Here is a 16063-nt window from a genome sequence, read left to right on the forward strand (position 1 = left end):
TCAAGCTCTGGTGCTGCATCGCTGGCCATCGGACTCTCACGGAGCGCATGGCCGCTGCTTCAGCGCCTTTCACACCAGGGCCTGAGCGATAGCGTCGCGCTGTCCCCCGGTGCCGCAGCATCACTCCCACACTGCCCAGATTCAGTTCTGGTGGCGACAGCCAGTGACCTTTTGCAGACCAACTGGATCGAGGGCAGACGGCTGATTGTGGTCGGAGCTCTGGGAGCCGTCACCCGACTGATAGCCCCTCTTCTCAAAGACAAGGAGAGTGATCCGGCCGTTCTGGTACTCGATGCCCAGGGTCTGCAGGTGGTCCCTCTGTTGGGAGGACATCGAGCCGGAGGGGAACAACTGGCCAGGGATCTCGCAGCAGCGCTTGGAGGCACCGCTGTGATCACCGGTGATGCAGCCACTCAAGGGCGGCTTGCGCTGGACTCCTTCGGAGAGATCTGGGGGTTTCGGCGCAGTGGCGATGCCGATGCCTGGCGCCGGTTGATGATCCACCAGGCCAAGGGACGTCCGATTGCGGTGAGGCAGCAAAGCGGCAGTGAACACTGGCGTGCTTGTGCCTCAGCCAGCACCTTGGCGTTCACCTCAGGGGCTGATGGCACGTCCGAGCTGGCGATTGGTCCTTGGATTGAAGCCGCACCCTGTCGCTGGCATCCGGCCACCTTGTGGCTGGGCCTCGGCTGCGAACGCAACACGAGCCATTGCCTGATCGAACGAGCCGTTCATCAAGCACTGGAGAACGCAGGGCTAGCCGCCGAAGCTGTTGCTGGCTTCGGCAGCATTGACGCCAAAAGCGATGAGCCGGCGTTACTCACCCTGGCGCAGGAATTCGACTGGAGATTTCGGCTGTTCAGCGCATCAACCCTCGCGGAAGTGCCGGTGCCTACACCTTCGGCCGTGGTTGAAGCCGAGATGGGCACAGCATCCGTAGCGGAAGCCGCGGCTCTGCTGGCCGCTGGCGAGGATGCCCAGCTCTTGCAGACCAAACGCATCCTCCATGCAGGGCCTGAGGAACAGGGCGCTGTCACCGTGGCGATCGCCGAAGCAGCGCAGCCCTTTGCACCGCAACGGGGAGAACTGCATCTCATCGGCAGCGGCCCTGGGGATCTCAGCCTGCTCACCCCCGATGCCCGCCGCACGCTGAGCCGCTGCGCGGTCTGGGTGGGCTACGGACTTTACCTAGATCTTCTCGAACCGCTTCGCCGCCAGGATCAGGTCCGCCTAGATGGTCAACTCACCCGCGAACGGGACCGTTGCCAGCAAGCTCTGTCCCTTGCTCAGCAGGGAGCCAAAGTGGCGCTGGTGTCATCTGGCGACAGTGGCATTTATGGCATGGCCGGGCTGGCCCTCGAGCTCTGGATGGAGCTGGCTGATTGCTCTCGTCCCTTATTCGAGGTCCATCCCGGGCTCTCCGCCCTTCAACTCGCGGCGGCCCGGGCGGGGGCTCCGCTGATGCATGACTTCTGCACCATCAGCCTCAGCGATCGCCTCACACCGTGGCCTGTGATTGAACAACGGTTGCACGCCGCCGCCACCGGCGACTTCGTGGTGGCTCTGTATAACCCTCGATCGAAAGGCCGCGACTGGCAGCTGCAACGGGCCCAGGAGATTCTTCTGGGCCATCGTCCCGATCACACCCCGGTGGTGATGGCGCGTCAACTGGGCCGCGCGGAAGAACAGGTGACCCTCCATTGCCTCAACGCTCTGCCCGTCAACAGCGTGGACATGCTCACGGTGCTGGTGATCGGCAACAGCAGCAGCACCATGGAAGGCGGGCGCATGGTGACACCAAGGGGGTACCCGGGAGCCGAACTCAGATGATGGGATCGCGTGCAGTCGGGATGACAGGATTCGAACCTGCGGCCCCTTCGTCCCGAACGAAGTGCGCTACCAAGCTGCGCTACATCCCGATGAATCGACTGTAGAAGATGACATCCGCCTTGAAACCCGAGTGGTTGCGCGTGAAAGCGCCGCAGCGGGAGCGCATCGGTGCTGTTGCCGATCTTCTGCTCGACCTGAAGCTGAACACGGTCTGCCAGGAGGCCAGCTGCCCCAACATCGGCGAGTGCTTCGCCGGCGGCACCGCCACCTTTCTGATCATGGGGCCAGGCTGCACCCGCGCCTGCCCTTACTGCGACATCGACTTCGACAAGAGCGTCCGTGCGCTCGACCCCACCGAGCCGGAGCGGCTCGGGGTAGCGGTGGCGCGTTTGGGTCTGAAGCATGTGGTGATCACCTCGGTGAACCGCGACGACCTGCCGGATGGGGGAGCCTCCCAGTTCGTGGCCTGCATCGAACAGGTGAAGCAACGCTCTCCGCTCACCACGATCGAGCTCCTGATTCCCGACTTCTGCGGCAACTGGGAGGCCCTGGCCACAGTGATGGCGGGAGCACCACATGTGCTCAACCACAACATCGAAACCGTGCCACGGATGTACCGCCTGGCTCGCCCCCAGGGCATCTACGAGCGCTCCCTGGAGCTACTGAAGCGGGTCCGCAACGACTGGCCCAGGGCTTACAGCAAATCAGGACTGATGGTGGGCCTGGGGGAGAGCGACGAGGAAGTGATCAGCACCCTGCGGGATCTGCGCGACCATCGGGTGGACATCGTCACCATCGGCCAATACCTCTCCCCAGGCCCCAAGCACCTGGCTGTAGATCGTTTCGTGACCCCTGAGCAGTTCGACACCTACCGCCGCATCGGCGAAGAGGAACTGGGCTTTCTGCAGGTGGTGAGCACCCCCCTGACCCGCAGCAGCTATCACGCCGGCGAGGTGCAGCGGCTCATGCAACAACACGCACGCTGAGAATCTCTGATTTACAAAAAACGAAGATGATCAAACAATAAGCTCATGAGATAATTTGCATACCAATGCAGCAACAAGAGAAATGCGTTCTTTCAGCAGCCTGGAAGAAAATACTCTTTACGTTTTCAAGCCTGAAGACAGCAAATCCCCCGAACTCATTGGTGTCACCAAAGGGGAAAACAACTCATCATTGTTTCAGCCTTTAACCGGCACAGAAGAAGACAAAAGAAAACTTCTCACAAAACTCTCAACAGCAAACAAAGACCTCACAGATGACTATGACTTAGTCCAATCACTGACATCCACACCCGAAGACGATTGCAGAATTTCAGTCAATGAATTAAAGGACTGGTCGATCGCAGGAACAGCAACCGCCGCCCTACAAATAAGTAACATTAAAAAACCCAGAATAATCCATATAATCAAATCTTTTTCAATCGAAGTCAACGTCCCTAAAACGCTCATCTTGGAAGGCTATCTTGCCTGTCACCGCGGTCAAGGATCGCTGACAATCGCATACGAACAGGGAGAAAGAACAAAAGAAGAGCTTATTAACTTCGACGCCAGGAAAAAGGGCGGCCAAGAGGTCAGGGGTTATTCACATTTTTCAATTCCGATCAAGGCCTATCAAGGCAAGATAACGATCAATGGCTACCTCACACATAAGCGCGAGACCGAGAAGAACACCAAGGACTGCTTTTATTTTATAGGTGGACTATCAATAAGACCCCAGGAACAGGATCAACAGACCTGCAAACCAAGGACCAATGGCCACCCTCCCGACAGCACAAATGCTCATTTATACAAAATAAAAGTCCCTAAATTCACGCATCAATCAGACGACTCTTTATATCTTGAATGGTCAGACGGAGAAAGAGAGAAGATTTTTTCCCCTGTCAAGGAATCAGCGACTTTTCAGGCTAATTTCAATCATACCGTCACAATCACCGCTGCGAAGGAAGACTCTTTAATGTGCTTATACGTCAACGAGAAGCTTGCCAAAATATTCAAGTTTTCAGGCCCGGAAATGCGACTTTCTCTTCCGCCAAAGTTTTTGAAAGGCGAGCCAGCCATTGCAAGCTTAACAGATGCGTGTGGAGCTCAAATTTACGATCAAATTGCAATCAGCCCGCCACGCTTGATGGTGGAAGAAGATTTTTTAATTGAAGAAGGCAGAAAAATCTTTCCCATGGATTTCAGCCTAAGGAATTCTCATCGACAAGAATCGATCAAAAACAACTTAATTCACGGCTCAAAAAAAGATTCAAATTCGCTGGCAACAGCAATTAAAACTCTTGACCTCAATCACAAGACACTAACACTTGAATCAATCACTTTTCCAGAGCGCACAGATAAGCCTAAAGCATCGATCATCATCCCCGCGCACAACAAAGTAGAAGTCACTTACTACTGCCTCTGCTCTCTCTTGTTATCCGTCAACAAACACGACTTTGAGATCATTGTTATTGACGATGGCTCCAGCGACGAGACGTGTGAACTGGAAAAAATCATCAAAGGAATCACTGTTCTTCACAACAAAAAACCTCTACGATTTATAGAGTGCTGCAATGAAGGTGTTTCAATTGCCAAGTCTGATTATGTTGTGCTTCTGAATAATGACACAGAAGTGACATCTGGCTGGCTTGACGCTCTCATCGATGGGTTCGAGCGCTTCGATCAGGTTGGCTTAGTGGGGTCAAGACTTCTCTATCCGGATGGAACCCTCCAAGATGCTGGAGGAATCGTCTGGAAGTCGGGTGATCCCTGGAATTATGGACATGGACAGAATCCTTGGGATCCAAGATTTAGTTACGCACGCCAAGTTGATTACCTATCTGGCGCAGCAATGATGACCACTAAAAAAATCTGGGATGAAGTTGGAGGGTTCTCTGATTACCTGAAACCAATGTACTTTGAAGACACAGATTTTTCCTTCAAGGTTCGAGAAGCAGGCTATAAAACATATTATATTCCTGAATCAACGATCTATCACTTCGAGGGCCTAACGAGCGGAACAGACACAAGTCAAGGTTACAAGCGTTATCAAGAAGTCAATCGCCCGAAATTCAAAAAACGCTGGTCGCAAACCTTTTCAACCCATAGCCCTATCGGCAATCAACCAGATCTTGAGAAAGACAGAAATATCGTAGGCCGAGTACTGTTCATCGATCATCAAATGCCACGGGGAGATCGCGATGCAGGGTCCTATGCGGCACTTCAAGAGATTAAACTCTTTCAATCGCTTGGCTTCAAAGCAACGTTCATCCCTGAAAGCCTTCAAGATCTTGGTGGATACAAAAGTGCGCTTCAAAATGATGGCGTCGAGGTTATCACAGCACCGTTTTATTTATCGACTGATTCATTCCTCGAAGCAAGAGGCTCAGAATTTGACGTCATATACGTAACAAGATATACAATTTTGTCCTCTTGCGTCGAATCAATTAAGCGTCATTGTGGCAGCGCAAAAATCATACTATGCAATGCAGATTTGCATTTTTTACGCGAACTCAGGGCTGCAGCAAGAACAAGAAACATAGAGCTCATCAATCAAGCAAAGGAAACACAGGTCAATGAAATGTTGATGATGATGCAGGCTGACATTGTTATAAGCTATAACGAAATAGAGCATAGCGTTATTTTCAGCCATTCCGAGGGAAATATTCAACCATTAGCATGCCCTTGGGTGGTAGAAGCACCAAAGCGAATCATTGATCCAAGCATCAAAAGGCAAGGACTTTCTTTCCTTGGAAGCTTCAACCATCCACCCAACAAGGAGGGAATTGAGTGGTTTATCAACACCGTATTTTGTCACCTTAGTACAAATATCAATCTTCACGTTTATGGAAGCGGCATGTCAGCAACAGACAAGGAAGATTTAACCGCTGACCATGTTTATCCAGTCGGCTTTGTTGAAGATATCCATAATGCTTTTGATCACCACAAAATTTTCATTGCACCATTGCTCAGTGGAGCTGGGATTAAAGGCAAAGTCTTGAGCGCAGCAGCACATGGCATCCCAACGATTCTTTCACCAGTTGCGGCCGAAGGCACTGGTCTGCGCAATGGCGAAGAGTGCCTTGTTGCTGAGACAGTAGATGAATGGGAAGAGGCGATTCATCATTTATTAAACGATGAAGAACTATGGCTTAAAATAACAGAAAAAGCACAAAAATTTGTCATTGACAATTACTCATTCAAAACAGGCAGGGAAAAGATGAGGAGAATACTGGAATCAATTGACATCTACTCTTCTTTGCCTTAGCACAATGCGTTCAATCATTTTACACTACCATTTGTTCAAAAACGCGGGAACCTCCATTGATGAGATTTTAAAAAGCAATTTTCAACAGCAATGGATCACAAAAGAATTTAAGTCTGCCAAAGACAACTCGGAAGATGTTAAAGCTTGGATTCTGGACAATCCTGAAGCCATAGCATTCTCATCACACACGATGACTGGACCAATACCAAAAATCTTAAACACCAACATTATTTCGATTATTATGCTCAGGAATCCGATCCGAAGAATTATTTCTGCATATAAATTTGAACGTAATCAAAAGGTCGATAATTGGGGCGCCAACCTAGCAAAGAAGGTCAATTTTGAAGATTACGTTGTCACACGTCTTTTAAAAGATGGAGATACGCAATGCCGCAACTTTCAGAGTGAGCGCTTAGCAACAATGACGCTCGCTCGAGCTCATCAAAAAGAGCGTGCTATCGCAGCACTTGATAGTTTCTCAATGGTTGGAATTGTCGAAGAATTCGAAAAATCCTTAACACTAATGGAATCGATGTTGCAAGATCAGTTCTCAGACTTCAAGGTTCACTTGACCCACACAAATAGATCAAATGATTTCGAAATAGATTTCAGCCCTGCTTTAAATCAACTGCTTCACGAATGCAATAAAAATGATAAGCAGGTATGGAAAGTCGGCCGAGAAAGACTGGCGGAATCTATGCGTCACTTCCTTAATACAAACGCGGCAACATCACATACCGAAGCCTAAGCAAAGGCCAACTAAAGCTTCAACCGCATTTATAAGAACAATCATTTGATTCACAACCAACAATCGATCGAGCACTGTAAAAAGCTCCGATCTTCACTGCAGTTGCGTCGATTTTTCTAACATTTATGCAAGCCTATAATCCGTTTTAAACCAATAGCGCAGAAGAGCCAATCAAAGCCAGATGAAATTAAGTTTATGTTTCACCGAGCCTCTTCGAGCATGGTAACATATGCTCAAATATGGCATCAAAAGTGAATCTAAAGCGTGTTATTCTACATATTGGTCGACATAAATCAGGAACAAGTTCTATACAACATTGCCTGAACAGAAACGTCGATTTACTCTCAGCGGCAGGAATTTTATATCCAAAGCATGGTCGCGGCGGTAGGGTAGCTCATCATGATATTGCAAAAGCACTCAACCCCAAATTACAACAAATACAAATAAACCCAACACAAATTGCCGAAAAAATTCTAGTCGAAAGACAGAAAGAAGAACACACGATAATCATTTCAAGCGAAGCATTTCAAAACATTTGCGATCTCGTAAATGTCAAGGAATTTCTAAAGGCACTCGGCCCTGAAAATATTACAATCATCTGCTATTTTCGCGAGCACCTTGATTACGCTATTGCAGCGTACAGACAGTTTATTCACGCTCAGACGATATATCAACCATTCGGAGCTTACCTTTCTGGCAAATTTGAAAGCCAAAAAAATCTGATTGAAAACTGGAAAAATTATGGAGACATGAAACTAAAATGGTTTGACCATCAATCGCTTGAGAACAACGATGTTGTGGTTGATTTTTTAAAAACTGCTAATTTAAACATCAAATTACCTTCTCTTCGAGTCAATCCCTCCATTGGAGGAGACCTTTTATTTTTAAAATTACTGCATAATTATCAAGGCAACGAATTACTTGATTACAATCAGCTCTCATCAATATCAACCATTGCCCCTGAATGGAGTAGACCTTTTCAAGTGGACGATTGTACAGCGTCTAAAATCAGAAGTCGTTCTGAGTACAATTCAAGCGTTGCAGATGCAATTGGTAGAGAGCCATACTTGAAAAGCTTTGCTGAATACGAACTGCCTCCCTCTCGGGATATAGATCATCAATTGTTGAGTTATTTAGAAGCCAATCATAACTTTTCATTGGACAAACAATTAAAGCAGCAAATTTTATTGGGAGCATTCAATAACCTCATGGATTGCCAAGCGCTCTCAATTACTTAAAGGGGGAAATTATTTTTAAGTTCATAATTTTTCATTATATAATTTTTCTTCAAGGCATGCATTAAAGGTTCATGCTAATTTTCCCTTTCTTATGCTAACTACTAACAAGCAAGCTATAATAGCAAACACTTAATAAGCTACACGAGCAATTTTGACGTTATCATGGCAAAAACCCGAGAATATCGACAATCTATAAATTCATGCCATCAATGGTGATTTATTGCACAAAATAGATCATATTAAGCACTACATGCGTTCCCAGACAGGGATTTTAAATCTTTTAGATTCCTCTCCTGAATAGCCTAATCTTGAAAAATAGCCTTGATCATATAAAGTTGAAAGCGCTTTCCTTTCATGCAAAAAGTCATGATTAGCGATTCCAATATTTAGTATATAATGATCAGTCAAATCAAATCCAGCAAGATGTAAATGAATCTCAGGATAGTCTTGTTGCAAAAGCATAAATAACATTGAACTTTGCCAGCCTTGTGATGGATATTTCAAGACCTCTTTGTTGTCCTTATTAAAGTAAGTACTTCGAGAATAATTTAATTTAGTGGCACGAGATATAACCTTAGGGAACCAATAAACATTATTTTTTTCGCAAAATTTGTATGACAACTTAGAGACTTTCGAACGTTCACTACCCCCTGAAAGGAGTAGCCATTGAAGACCCAAAGAAGAAATAGGAGAATAATAATACTCACCTGTTTTAGGGGCAACCAAAAATTGTTGACGACATATTAATGCTTCACAAAAGTTTCGGGACCAGAATTTTTGCAGTGTGCTCTTGATCCAAGGATTACCCTTATTCATGAAGACAAATAAGGGATTGGCAAAATGCTGGATCTTAGTTATATCAGCTAAGCTTAAGCGCAAAGATGGATTGTTGGCTATCAAAACAATATCCGTGTATTGTTGACACTTACTGAAAAATTGCTTCATTAACTTATCAGGTTTCAAAAACTTAGGCAATAAAGAGTCCGCATTTTCAATTGCCGGAGGAGATTCCGACATTGCAAAAGAATATTCCCTAAGCAAATGGACGTCATTCAGAACTTTGATATTTCGGCAATTCGAAGGTAAATTAATTTGGCTGATTGTTTGATTGGCAGACTCCATGTCACCCAATAAAACATAGTTTTTGGCTATTTTATGTAAGATTAGTTGTTTCTTGAGACCGTCTAAGTTATTATTTGAGAGGTGATTGCGATATATCCTATTAGCACTTCTCTCATCGCCTAGCATTTCGTGTAGCTCTGCAGAAGCAGGTGTACTTGCTATAGCGTCTGGTATTTGATTCAGTACGTCTAGAGCTTCATCAAACATATTTAACACAAGCATTTCCCTAATTGCATTTTCATAGCCAAATATATCTAATGGATTACATGCAATATACTGTTCACAGTAATACAATGATGTACGACGCTGTCCTCTTAAACGTGTAAGACGCAGAATTTCTTTAAATAGTGGCAAAGAAAAATTTTTTTGTTGTAATTCACCTTTTATCAAGTCGGCTAGATTTTTGGAATTCACCCCGTGAGTTAAATGAAACAATAATCTTAGCAAGCGATCACTCAGTTAGCGCCCAAGGAAGCAAATAGCCGATCTGATTCGGCCCAAAACACTGAGTTATTCATTTAAAGCGCTTCCTATAAAATTTTAACTTTACCGGTAGCCAATCTAAGATAGAGTATAATGATCCAAATCATAAATGCTAAAGAGCCTTTTCAACAAAAGTATTGCAACACAGATTTATTTATTATGAGAAAAATTTTTCTATTTGGTAACCACTCTAATTGCCACTGCGGATCTAAAGCTGTATGGCAAACTTTGAAGGATTATTTAGTAAAAAATAAATATTTTATCGTAGAAAACTTAGATAAAGCCGACATGGTCATAATTAATGGCGAAGGCTCGATGCATCATAACAGCAGAGATTGCAGAATCAAACTAAATATGATTGAGACTGTGGCATCACTGGGAAAAAATATATCTTTAATTAATACCGTTTGGCAGGACAATTCTGCTTCCAATGTTGGCGATAGACTGAAATATATTTCGAAGATCGTTACAAGAGAGGTAATGTCTTGCAAAGACTTAGAGCAAAATCACAATATATATTCAACAGTAGCCCCAGACATTGCATGCTTTGCTCTCAATGATTTTGAGAAAAAAGAAATCTCTATCGCTAAGAAATCAAGTTTACATAAAAATGTCGCTATTACTGACCTCTATAGTCATGAATTCAAATGTTGGGTGCAACTGCAAGGACGATTCAAGCAACGATATAAGATGCACATGTTGAATAATTATCAATGGTTCGAATTGATTAAATCCTTTGCTGCCTCAAAAGCAGTCATTACCGGTAGGCATCATGCTATCTGCGCTTGTCTACTGGCAAAAACCCCTTTTGTTCCAATCAAAAGTAATAGTCATAAAATAGAAGGACTTCTCTTGTCGGCCAATGCTAATATTCCGATTGCAAGTACTGCCAATCAAATTGAAAACATACTTTCTGAAGTCCTAGAGGGAAAATACAATTACGAATACGAAAAATGCTATCAATGGCTAGATAGTTTTACAATTAATGATGCTATTCCATTGCCATAAGTCTGTGCACTATATTGACCCGCTCACAAGTCAAAATTTCGCGAGGACACGAAAAAGAGCCACTTAATTCTATTTCGTTAATCAAAAGCCCTTTTCAGCAAGACGTGTTATAGTGATTAAACCAAATTATGCACCAAGGCATACTGCTGAATGGCGAGAATAAAACGTGTTCTCCATATAATTAAGATCATTTAGTCTCACCCGAAGCTCTCAAACCGACGCAATCGGCAACCTTAAGGCGGCGGTGGTTAAGTAAATTCCTTTATTGAACGCTGGGTAAATAACAGAACCACTAAAATCGGAATAATTAAATCTAATACTGGTCAATTTTAAGCCGCTTGTGGAAGCCTATCGGCACGAATTCAGCAATTGGGTTTCAGCCGGGCCGGGCCGAAGCTGCAGACAGGATCGCCATCAACGGTGACCCTGCAACAGGTATCCACTGCTGAAGGGTCCAATCCACAAGGCCACGGGCAATCATCGGATCACCCCGCAACAACGCAAGAGCCTGCGCATAACTTTCGGCCTCGACCATTAACAGACCACCCCCACCAGGTAGGCCCTTCCCGTCCACCAGAAACCCCGTGGTGATGACAGTCCCAGACTCCAGCTGCTCCTCAACCCAGGCCCGGTGAGCCTCCAGGTGAGACCGCCTCTGCTCAACAGACAGGGCGGCCGTTTCAGGCGTGAAGGTTTCGTGTTTGACGAACCAGGGCATGGAAAACGACCCGTTCAGGCGGCCACTGCTTGCTGATCGACAAGCCCCATCACCGCCCGTTCACTCGGCGGGATCAACACCTTGAAGCGTGTTTTCGCAGCAGCCCAGTCGGCCAACAATGCCGAAGCCTTGGTGCTGCCGGTAGCAGCCACGTGGGCTTCCAGCAGCTCTTTGAGCGTGGATTCCTGCTGCGCCGTGGTGAGACTGCACACCTCAACAATCTCAGGATTGACCCGAGGAAGGACGCGGTCTCCCTCATCCAGCAGGAAGGTGACACCACCGGTCATACCAGCCCCAACGTTGCGGCCGGTGCTGCCCAGCACCACCACCACACCACCGGTCATGTACTCGCAGCAATGGTCGCCAGCTCCCTCAACCACGGTGCGTGCCCCGCTGTTACGCACCCCAAAGCGCTCACCAGCGCGACCAAGAGCAAACAGCTCACCGCCTGTGGCGCCATAGAGGCAGGTGTTGCCGAGAATCACCTGATCGCCAGGATTGGAGCAGCCGTCGGACGGCACCAGGCTGATGCGACCGCTGTTCATACCCTTGCCCACGTAGTCGTTGGCTTCCCCTTCCAGTCGCACGTTCATGCCTTTCACCAGGAAGGCACCGAAGCTCTGGCCGGCAGCGCCTTGGAAGGTGAGGTTGAGCTGGCCATTGAAGCCACGGTTGCCATGGCGCTGGGCGATCTCACCGGCCAGACGTGCCCCGACACTGCGGTCGGTGTTGATGATCGTAATCGTGCGGCTCAGAGACTCGTGGCGCTCCACCGCCTCCATTAGCTCGGCATCAGCCAGCAGCTCATCTTCAAGGATCGGCCCATTGCCATGGGCTTCAGCGCTGTGGCGGAGCCAAGAGCGGTCTTCTGAACCCTGGATCGGTGCCAACAGGCTGGAGAGATCCACACCCCGAGTTTTGGCCAGATCCACCGCACGGGGTTGAAGCAGATCGCTGCGGCCGATCAAATCTTCGATTTTGGCCACACCGAGGATGCTCAGCAGCTGACGCACTTCTTCCGCCACATACCAGAAGAAATTCACCACGTGCTCGGGCACACCGCTGAAACGCTTGCGCAGGGCCTCTTTCTGAGTGGCCACACCCACCGGGCAATTGTTGGTGTGGCAGACGCGGGCCATAATGCAGCCCTCGGCGATCATCGCCACTGAGCCGAACCCGTACTCTTCAGCGCCAAGCAGGGCTGCGATCACCACATCCCAGCCGGTCTTGAGGCCGCCATCCGCACGCAGCAGCACCCGATCCCGCAGGCCGTTCTCGAGCAGGCTTCGGTGCACCTCGGTGAGGCCCAGTTCCCATGGGCTGCCGGCATGCTTGATCGAACTCAGCGGCGAGGCCCCGGTACCACCGTCGTGGCCGGAAATCTGAATCACATCGGCATTGGCCTTGGCCACCCCGGCGGCGATCGTGCCGATGCCGATCTCGGCCACCAGCTTCACGCTCACAGGCGCCTTCGGGTGCACCTGGTGCAGATCGTGGATCAACTGCGCGAGATCCTCGATCGAATAGATGTCGTGGTGCGGCGGCGGTGAAATCAACGCCACACCGGGTTTGCTGTTGCGCAGCCAGGCGATGTACTGATCCACCTTCGGGCCGGGCAGCTGACCGCCTTCACCGGGCTTGGCCCCCTGGGCCACTTTGATCTCCAGTTGCTTGCCGCTGCGCAGATACTCGGCCGTCACACCGAACCGTCCGGAGGCGATCTGCTTGATCGCCGAACAGGCGGTGTCGCCGTTCCGGAGGCCGCCGATGCTCGGAAATGCTTGCGAACGTCCATCGGCGTCCACATCGTGAAGAATCTGGAAACGGGCCGGGTCCTCACCACCCTCGCCGCTGTTGCTCTTGCCGCCGATGCGGTTCATCGCCACCGCCAGCACCTCGTGGGCTTCCCGCGACAACGCTCCGAGGCTCATGCCACCGGTGCAAAAACGCTTGCAGAGGCTTTCTGCGCTTTCCACCTGATCCAGGGGGAGCGGCGCTGGAGCCAACTTGAATTCCAGAAGATCCCGAAGCGCCGTGACCGGCCGGTTCTCAAGAAGGGTTTTGTAGGTGGAAAAATGGTCGTATCCAGGCCCGGTCTTGACCGCCGCATGCAGGGCCTTGGCCATGTCGGGACTGTTGAGGTGGTATTCACCGCCGGTGCGGTACTGCACAAAGCCCATGAACTCGAGCTTGCTGCGGTTGAGCTCCGGGAAGGCCTTGGCATGGAGTGACAGCGTTTCATTGGCCAGCTCTGCCAGAGTCATTCCCGCCACACGGCTGGTCGTGCCGGTGAACGCAGTGCCGATCACATCGGCCCCGAGGCCGATCGCTTCAAAAATCTGGGCGCCGTGATAACTGGCCAGGAGCGAAATGCCGATCTTGGAGAGGATCTTGCGCAGGCCGTTTTCCAACGACAGCCGCACATTCTCCTGCACCTTGTTGGCATCGAGGGCGGGCAGCTTTCCCTGCTCGATCCGCTTCTGCGTTTTGGGGTGGGCAAGCCAATGGCGGGTGGTCTCCCAGGTGAGCCAAGGGCAGACCGCACTGGCGCCGTAACCGATCAGGCAGGCCATGTGGTGGGTGCTCCAGCACTGGGCGGTATCGATCACCAAGGAGCAGCGCAGACGCAGCTTCTGCCGCAGCAGGTGGTGATGCACCGCCCCCACGGCCAGGAGGGCCGGCATCGCCACGCTGGTGGCGGTCAGCTGGGCAGCTGCACCGGAGCCATCAACACGATCGGAGAGCACCAACACCTGGGCACCGCCGCGCACAGCCTCCTCAGCCGCCTGGCACAGCCCTTGAAGGGCCGATGACAAACCACCAGCGCAGGCCTCGACGGCTACCTGGGTCGAAAGGGTTGCAACAGGCAGTCCCTGCTCGCCGATCGCCGCAAGCTCGGCTTCATTGAGAACCGGAGTGTCCAGGTGGATCACGGAGGCGGCTTCTGCCTGGGGCTTCAGCGCCGGCCGCCGCTCACCCAGATGCATTTCCAAGCTCATCACCAGCTTTTCCCGCAGGGGATCAATCGGCGGGTTGGTGACCTGGGCGAAGCGCTGTTTGAAGTAGTCGTAGAGGAGGTGGGGTTTGTCCGACAACACCGCCAGGGGAATGTCGTCTCCCATGCAATAAGTGGGCTCCTTTCCAAGTCCCGCCATGTCCTCGATTACCAAATCGAAGTCTTCGGCGGTGAAGCCCATGGCGGTCTGAAGCCGCAGCAGATCAAGCTCGCCGATCTGACGCTCCTGGGTCCAGGGTTGGGCCGCCACACTGCGTCGATGCTGCTGCAGCCAGTCGCCATAGGGGAAGCGTCCAGCCGCGTCTTCCTTCACGGTCCAGTTGTCGAGCAGCTGGCCGTTCTCCAGATCCACAGCCACCATCTGGCCGGGGCCGAGACGGCCTTTCTGAACAACCGTCTTACCTCTGAGATCCACCACACCGGTCTCCGATCCCATGATCACGAAACCGTCGGCGGTGGTGCACCAGCGCGCGGGTCGCAACCCGTTGCGATCAAGCGTGGCTCCCACCCGTTTACCATCCGCGAACACCAATAGGGCTGGACCGTCCCAGGGCTCCTGGATGCCGGCATTGAATTCATACATAGCCGTCACCTCAGGACGATCCTCCAGATCCGGCTGGTTGCGGAAAGCCTCGGGCACCAGGGTGATCAAGCTGTCGGTGATCGAGCGACCACTGCGCACCATGAGTTCCAGGGTGGCGTCGAGGTTGGCCGAATCACTGAACGCAGGGTTAACCACGGGATTCAGATCATCCGCGGCTTCACCCCATACGTCTGCAAGGCTGGCTTCTGAGGCCTTCGCCCAGTTGAGATTCCCCAACAGCGTATTGATTTCACCGTTGTGGCCCAGCAGCCTCATCGGCTGAGCCAGGGGCCAGCGGGGCAGGGTGTTGGTGCTGAAGCGGCGGTGATACACCGCAAAGCTCACTTCAAAACGGGGATCGCGCAGATCGGCGTAGTACTGCGCCAGCACTTCGGAACGCACCATCCCCTTGTACACAACGGTGCGGCTGCTCAGGGACGCCACATACAAGTCACGGGATCCCTCAAACCCCCAGGCCTTGCGGGAGCGGGCGCCGATCCGACGACGCAGTCGCAATAACAACGCCTCAAAAGCATCACCCTCGGGACCGCCCGCGAGGCTCCACTGCTCGATCACCGGGGCGGTGTCCCTTGCCATGGGGCCCAGCACGGATGGATCTACCGGTACAGCCCGCCAGCCGGCGGATATCAGTCCGAGAGCCTCGGCTTCCTCATTGCAGAACCGGCGAGCCAGTTCCCGCCTCTCGGGGTCCCGGGGCATGAACATCATTCCGAGCCCACGGGCCGACGTCGCCTCGGGCCAAACCGCTTTCAGATACGTCCAGGGGATCTGGCAGAGCACGCCGGCACCATCGCCTGAATCACCGTCTCCCCCACAGCCACCACGGTGCTCCATACAACCGAGACCGCGCAGGGCCTGCTGTAGTACCCAGTGGCTGGTCTCACCTGACAGCTGCGCCAGGAAACCAACGCCGCAGGCATCCTTCTCACCGGCCACCGACTCAGGCGCAGCACTGTCGCTGTAGGGCCAGAGGGATCCGGTGGGATAAGACATGACCTTCTTGAATTCGGACAATCACCCCCGTGGAATCGGCATCCAAGGCGGGATA

9 protein-coding genes and 1 tRNA gene are annotated in these 16063 nt (G+C 50.8%); 6 read left to right on the forward strand and 4 right to left on the reverse strand.

The genetic code is table 11. The annotated features are described in order from the left end of the window. Positions 1–150: 150 nt before the first annotated feature. Complete coding sequence (gene cobJ / locus ACLM45_RS07150; RefSeq protein ID WP_415411257.1) at positions 151–1830, forward strand: precorrin-3B C(17)-methyltransferase; 1680 nt, start codon at positions 151–153, stop codon at positions 1828–1830. A 15-nt stretch (positions 1831–1845) separates the two neighbouring features. On the opposite strand, the gene ACLM45_RS07155 is transcribed toward cobJ, so the two are convergent. Further along, positions 1846–1919: transfer RNA gene (locus ACLM45_RS07155), tRNA-Pro, on the reverse strand. Between the two features lie 18 nt (positions 1920–1937). Between ACLM45_RS07155 and lipA the strand changes: the two genes are divergently transcribed. The 4 genes from lipA (at position 1938) to ACLM45_RS07175 (ending at position 8064) form a co-directional block, all read left to right on the forward strand. Then, positions 1938–2816, forward strand: a complete 879-nt coding sequence (gene lipA, locus ACLM45_RS07160) for a lipoyl synthase (RefSeq protein WP_415411258.1) — start codon at positions 1938–1940, stop codon at positions 2814–2816. Between the two features lie 82 nt (positions 2817–2898). Then, positions 2899–6078 (forward strand): glycosyltransferase, encoded by a 3180-nt coding sequence (locus tag ACLM45_RS07165; RefSeq protein ID WP_415411259.1) that lies wholly within the window; start codon positions 2899–2901, stop codon positions 6076–6078. A gap of 4 nt (positions 6079–6082) precedes the next feature. Further along, a complete protein-coding gene (locus tag ACLM45_RS07170) occupies positions 6083–6826 on the forward strand; it encodes a sulfotransferase family 2 domain-containing protein (protein WP_415411260.1) in 744 nt (247 codons plus the stop codon). 239 nt (positions 6827–7065) lie between these two features. After that, positions 7066–8064 (forward strand): hypothetical protein, encoded by a 999-nt coding sequence (locus tag ACLM45_RS07175; protein ID WP_415411261.1) that lies wholly within the window; start codon positions 7066–7068, stop codon positions 8062–8064. Positions 8065–8310: 246 nt separating this feature from the next. Here the strand turns inward: ACLM45_RS07175 and ACLM45_RS07180 are convergent, their stop codons facing one another. After that, the gene (locus ACLM45_RS07180) at positions 8311–9600 is read right to left on the reverse strand and encodes a hypothetical protein (protein ID WP_415411262.1); all 1290 of its coding nucleotides are present in this window, start codon (positions 9598–9600) and stop codon (positions 8311–8313) included. A gap of 162 nt (positions 9601–9762) precedes the next feature. On the opposite strand from ACLM45_RS07180, the gene ACLM45_RS07185 reads away from it, so the two are divergent. Beyond that, positions 9763–10677, forward strand: coding sequence for a polysaccharide pyruvyl transferase family protein (locus tag ACLM45_RS07185; RefSeq protein WP_415411263.1), 915 nt, complete (start codon positions 9763–9765; stop codon positions 10675–10677). 376 nt (positions 10678–11053) lie between these two features. Here the strand turns inward: ACLM45_RS07185 and ACLM45_RS07190 are convergent, their stop codons facing one another. Continuing rightward, a complete protein-coding gene (locus ACLM45_RS07190) occupies positions 11054–11395 on the reverse strand; it encodes a YciI family protein (protein WP_415411264.1) in 342 nt (113 codons plus the stop codon). A 14-nt stretch (positions 11396–11409) separates the two neighbouring features. Continuing rightward, positions 11410–16008 (reverse strand): glutamate synthase large subunit, encoded by a 4599-nt coding sequence (gene gltB, locus ACLM45_RS07195; protein WP_415411265.1) that lies wholly within the window; start codon positions 16006–16008, stop codon positions 11410–11412. Between the last annotated feature and the right edge of the window lie 55 nt (positions 16009–16063).

It is taken from the genome of Synechococcus sp. A10-1-5-9 (assembly GCF_047716785.1).
Lineage (GTDB): Bacteria > Cyanobacteriota > Cyanobacteriia > PCC-6307 > Cyanobiaceae > Synechococcus_C.

Coding starts and splice junctions, on each gene's coding strand:
- lipA (WP_415411258.1), top strand. CDS start 1,938: ATGACATCCGCCTTGAAACCCGAGTGGTTGCGCGTGAAAGCGCCGCAG.
- ACLM45_RS07165 (WP_415411259.1), top strand. CDS start 2,899: ATGCGTTCTTTCAGCAGCCTGGAAGAAAATACTCTTTACGTTTTCAAG.
- ACLM45_RS07170 (WP_415411260.1), top strand. CDS start 6,083: ATGCGTTCAATCATTTTACACTACCATTTGTTCAAAAACGCGGGAACC.
- ACLM45_RS07175 (WP_415411261.1), top strand. CDS start 7,066: ATGGCATCAAAAGTGAATCTAAAGCGTGTTATTCTACATATTGGTCGA.
- ACLM45_RS07185 (WP_415411263.1), top strand. CDS start 9,763: ATGATCCAAATCATAAATGCTAAAGAGCCTTTTCAACAAAAGTATTGC.
- ACLM45_RS07190 (WP_415411264.1), bottom strand. CDS start 11,395: ATGCCCTGGTTCGTCAAACACGAAACCTTCACGCCTGAAACGGCCGCC.
- gltB (WP_415411265.1), bottom strand. CDS start 16,008: ATGTCTTATCCCACCGGATCCCTCTGGCCCTACAGCGACAGTGCTGCG.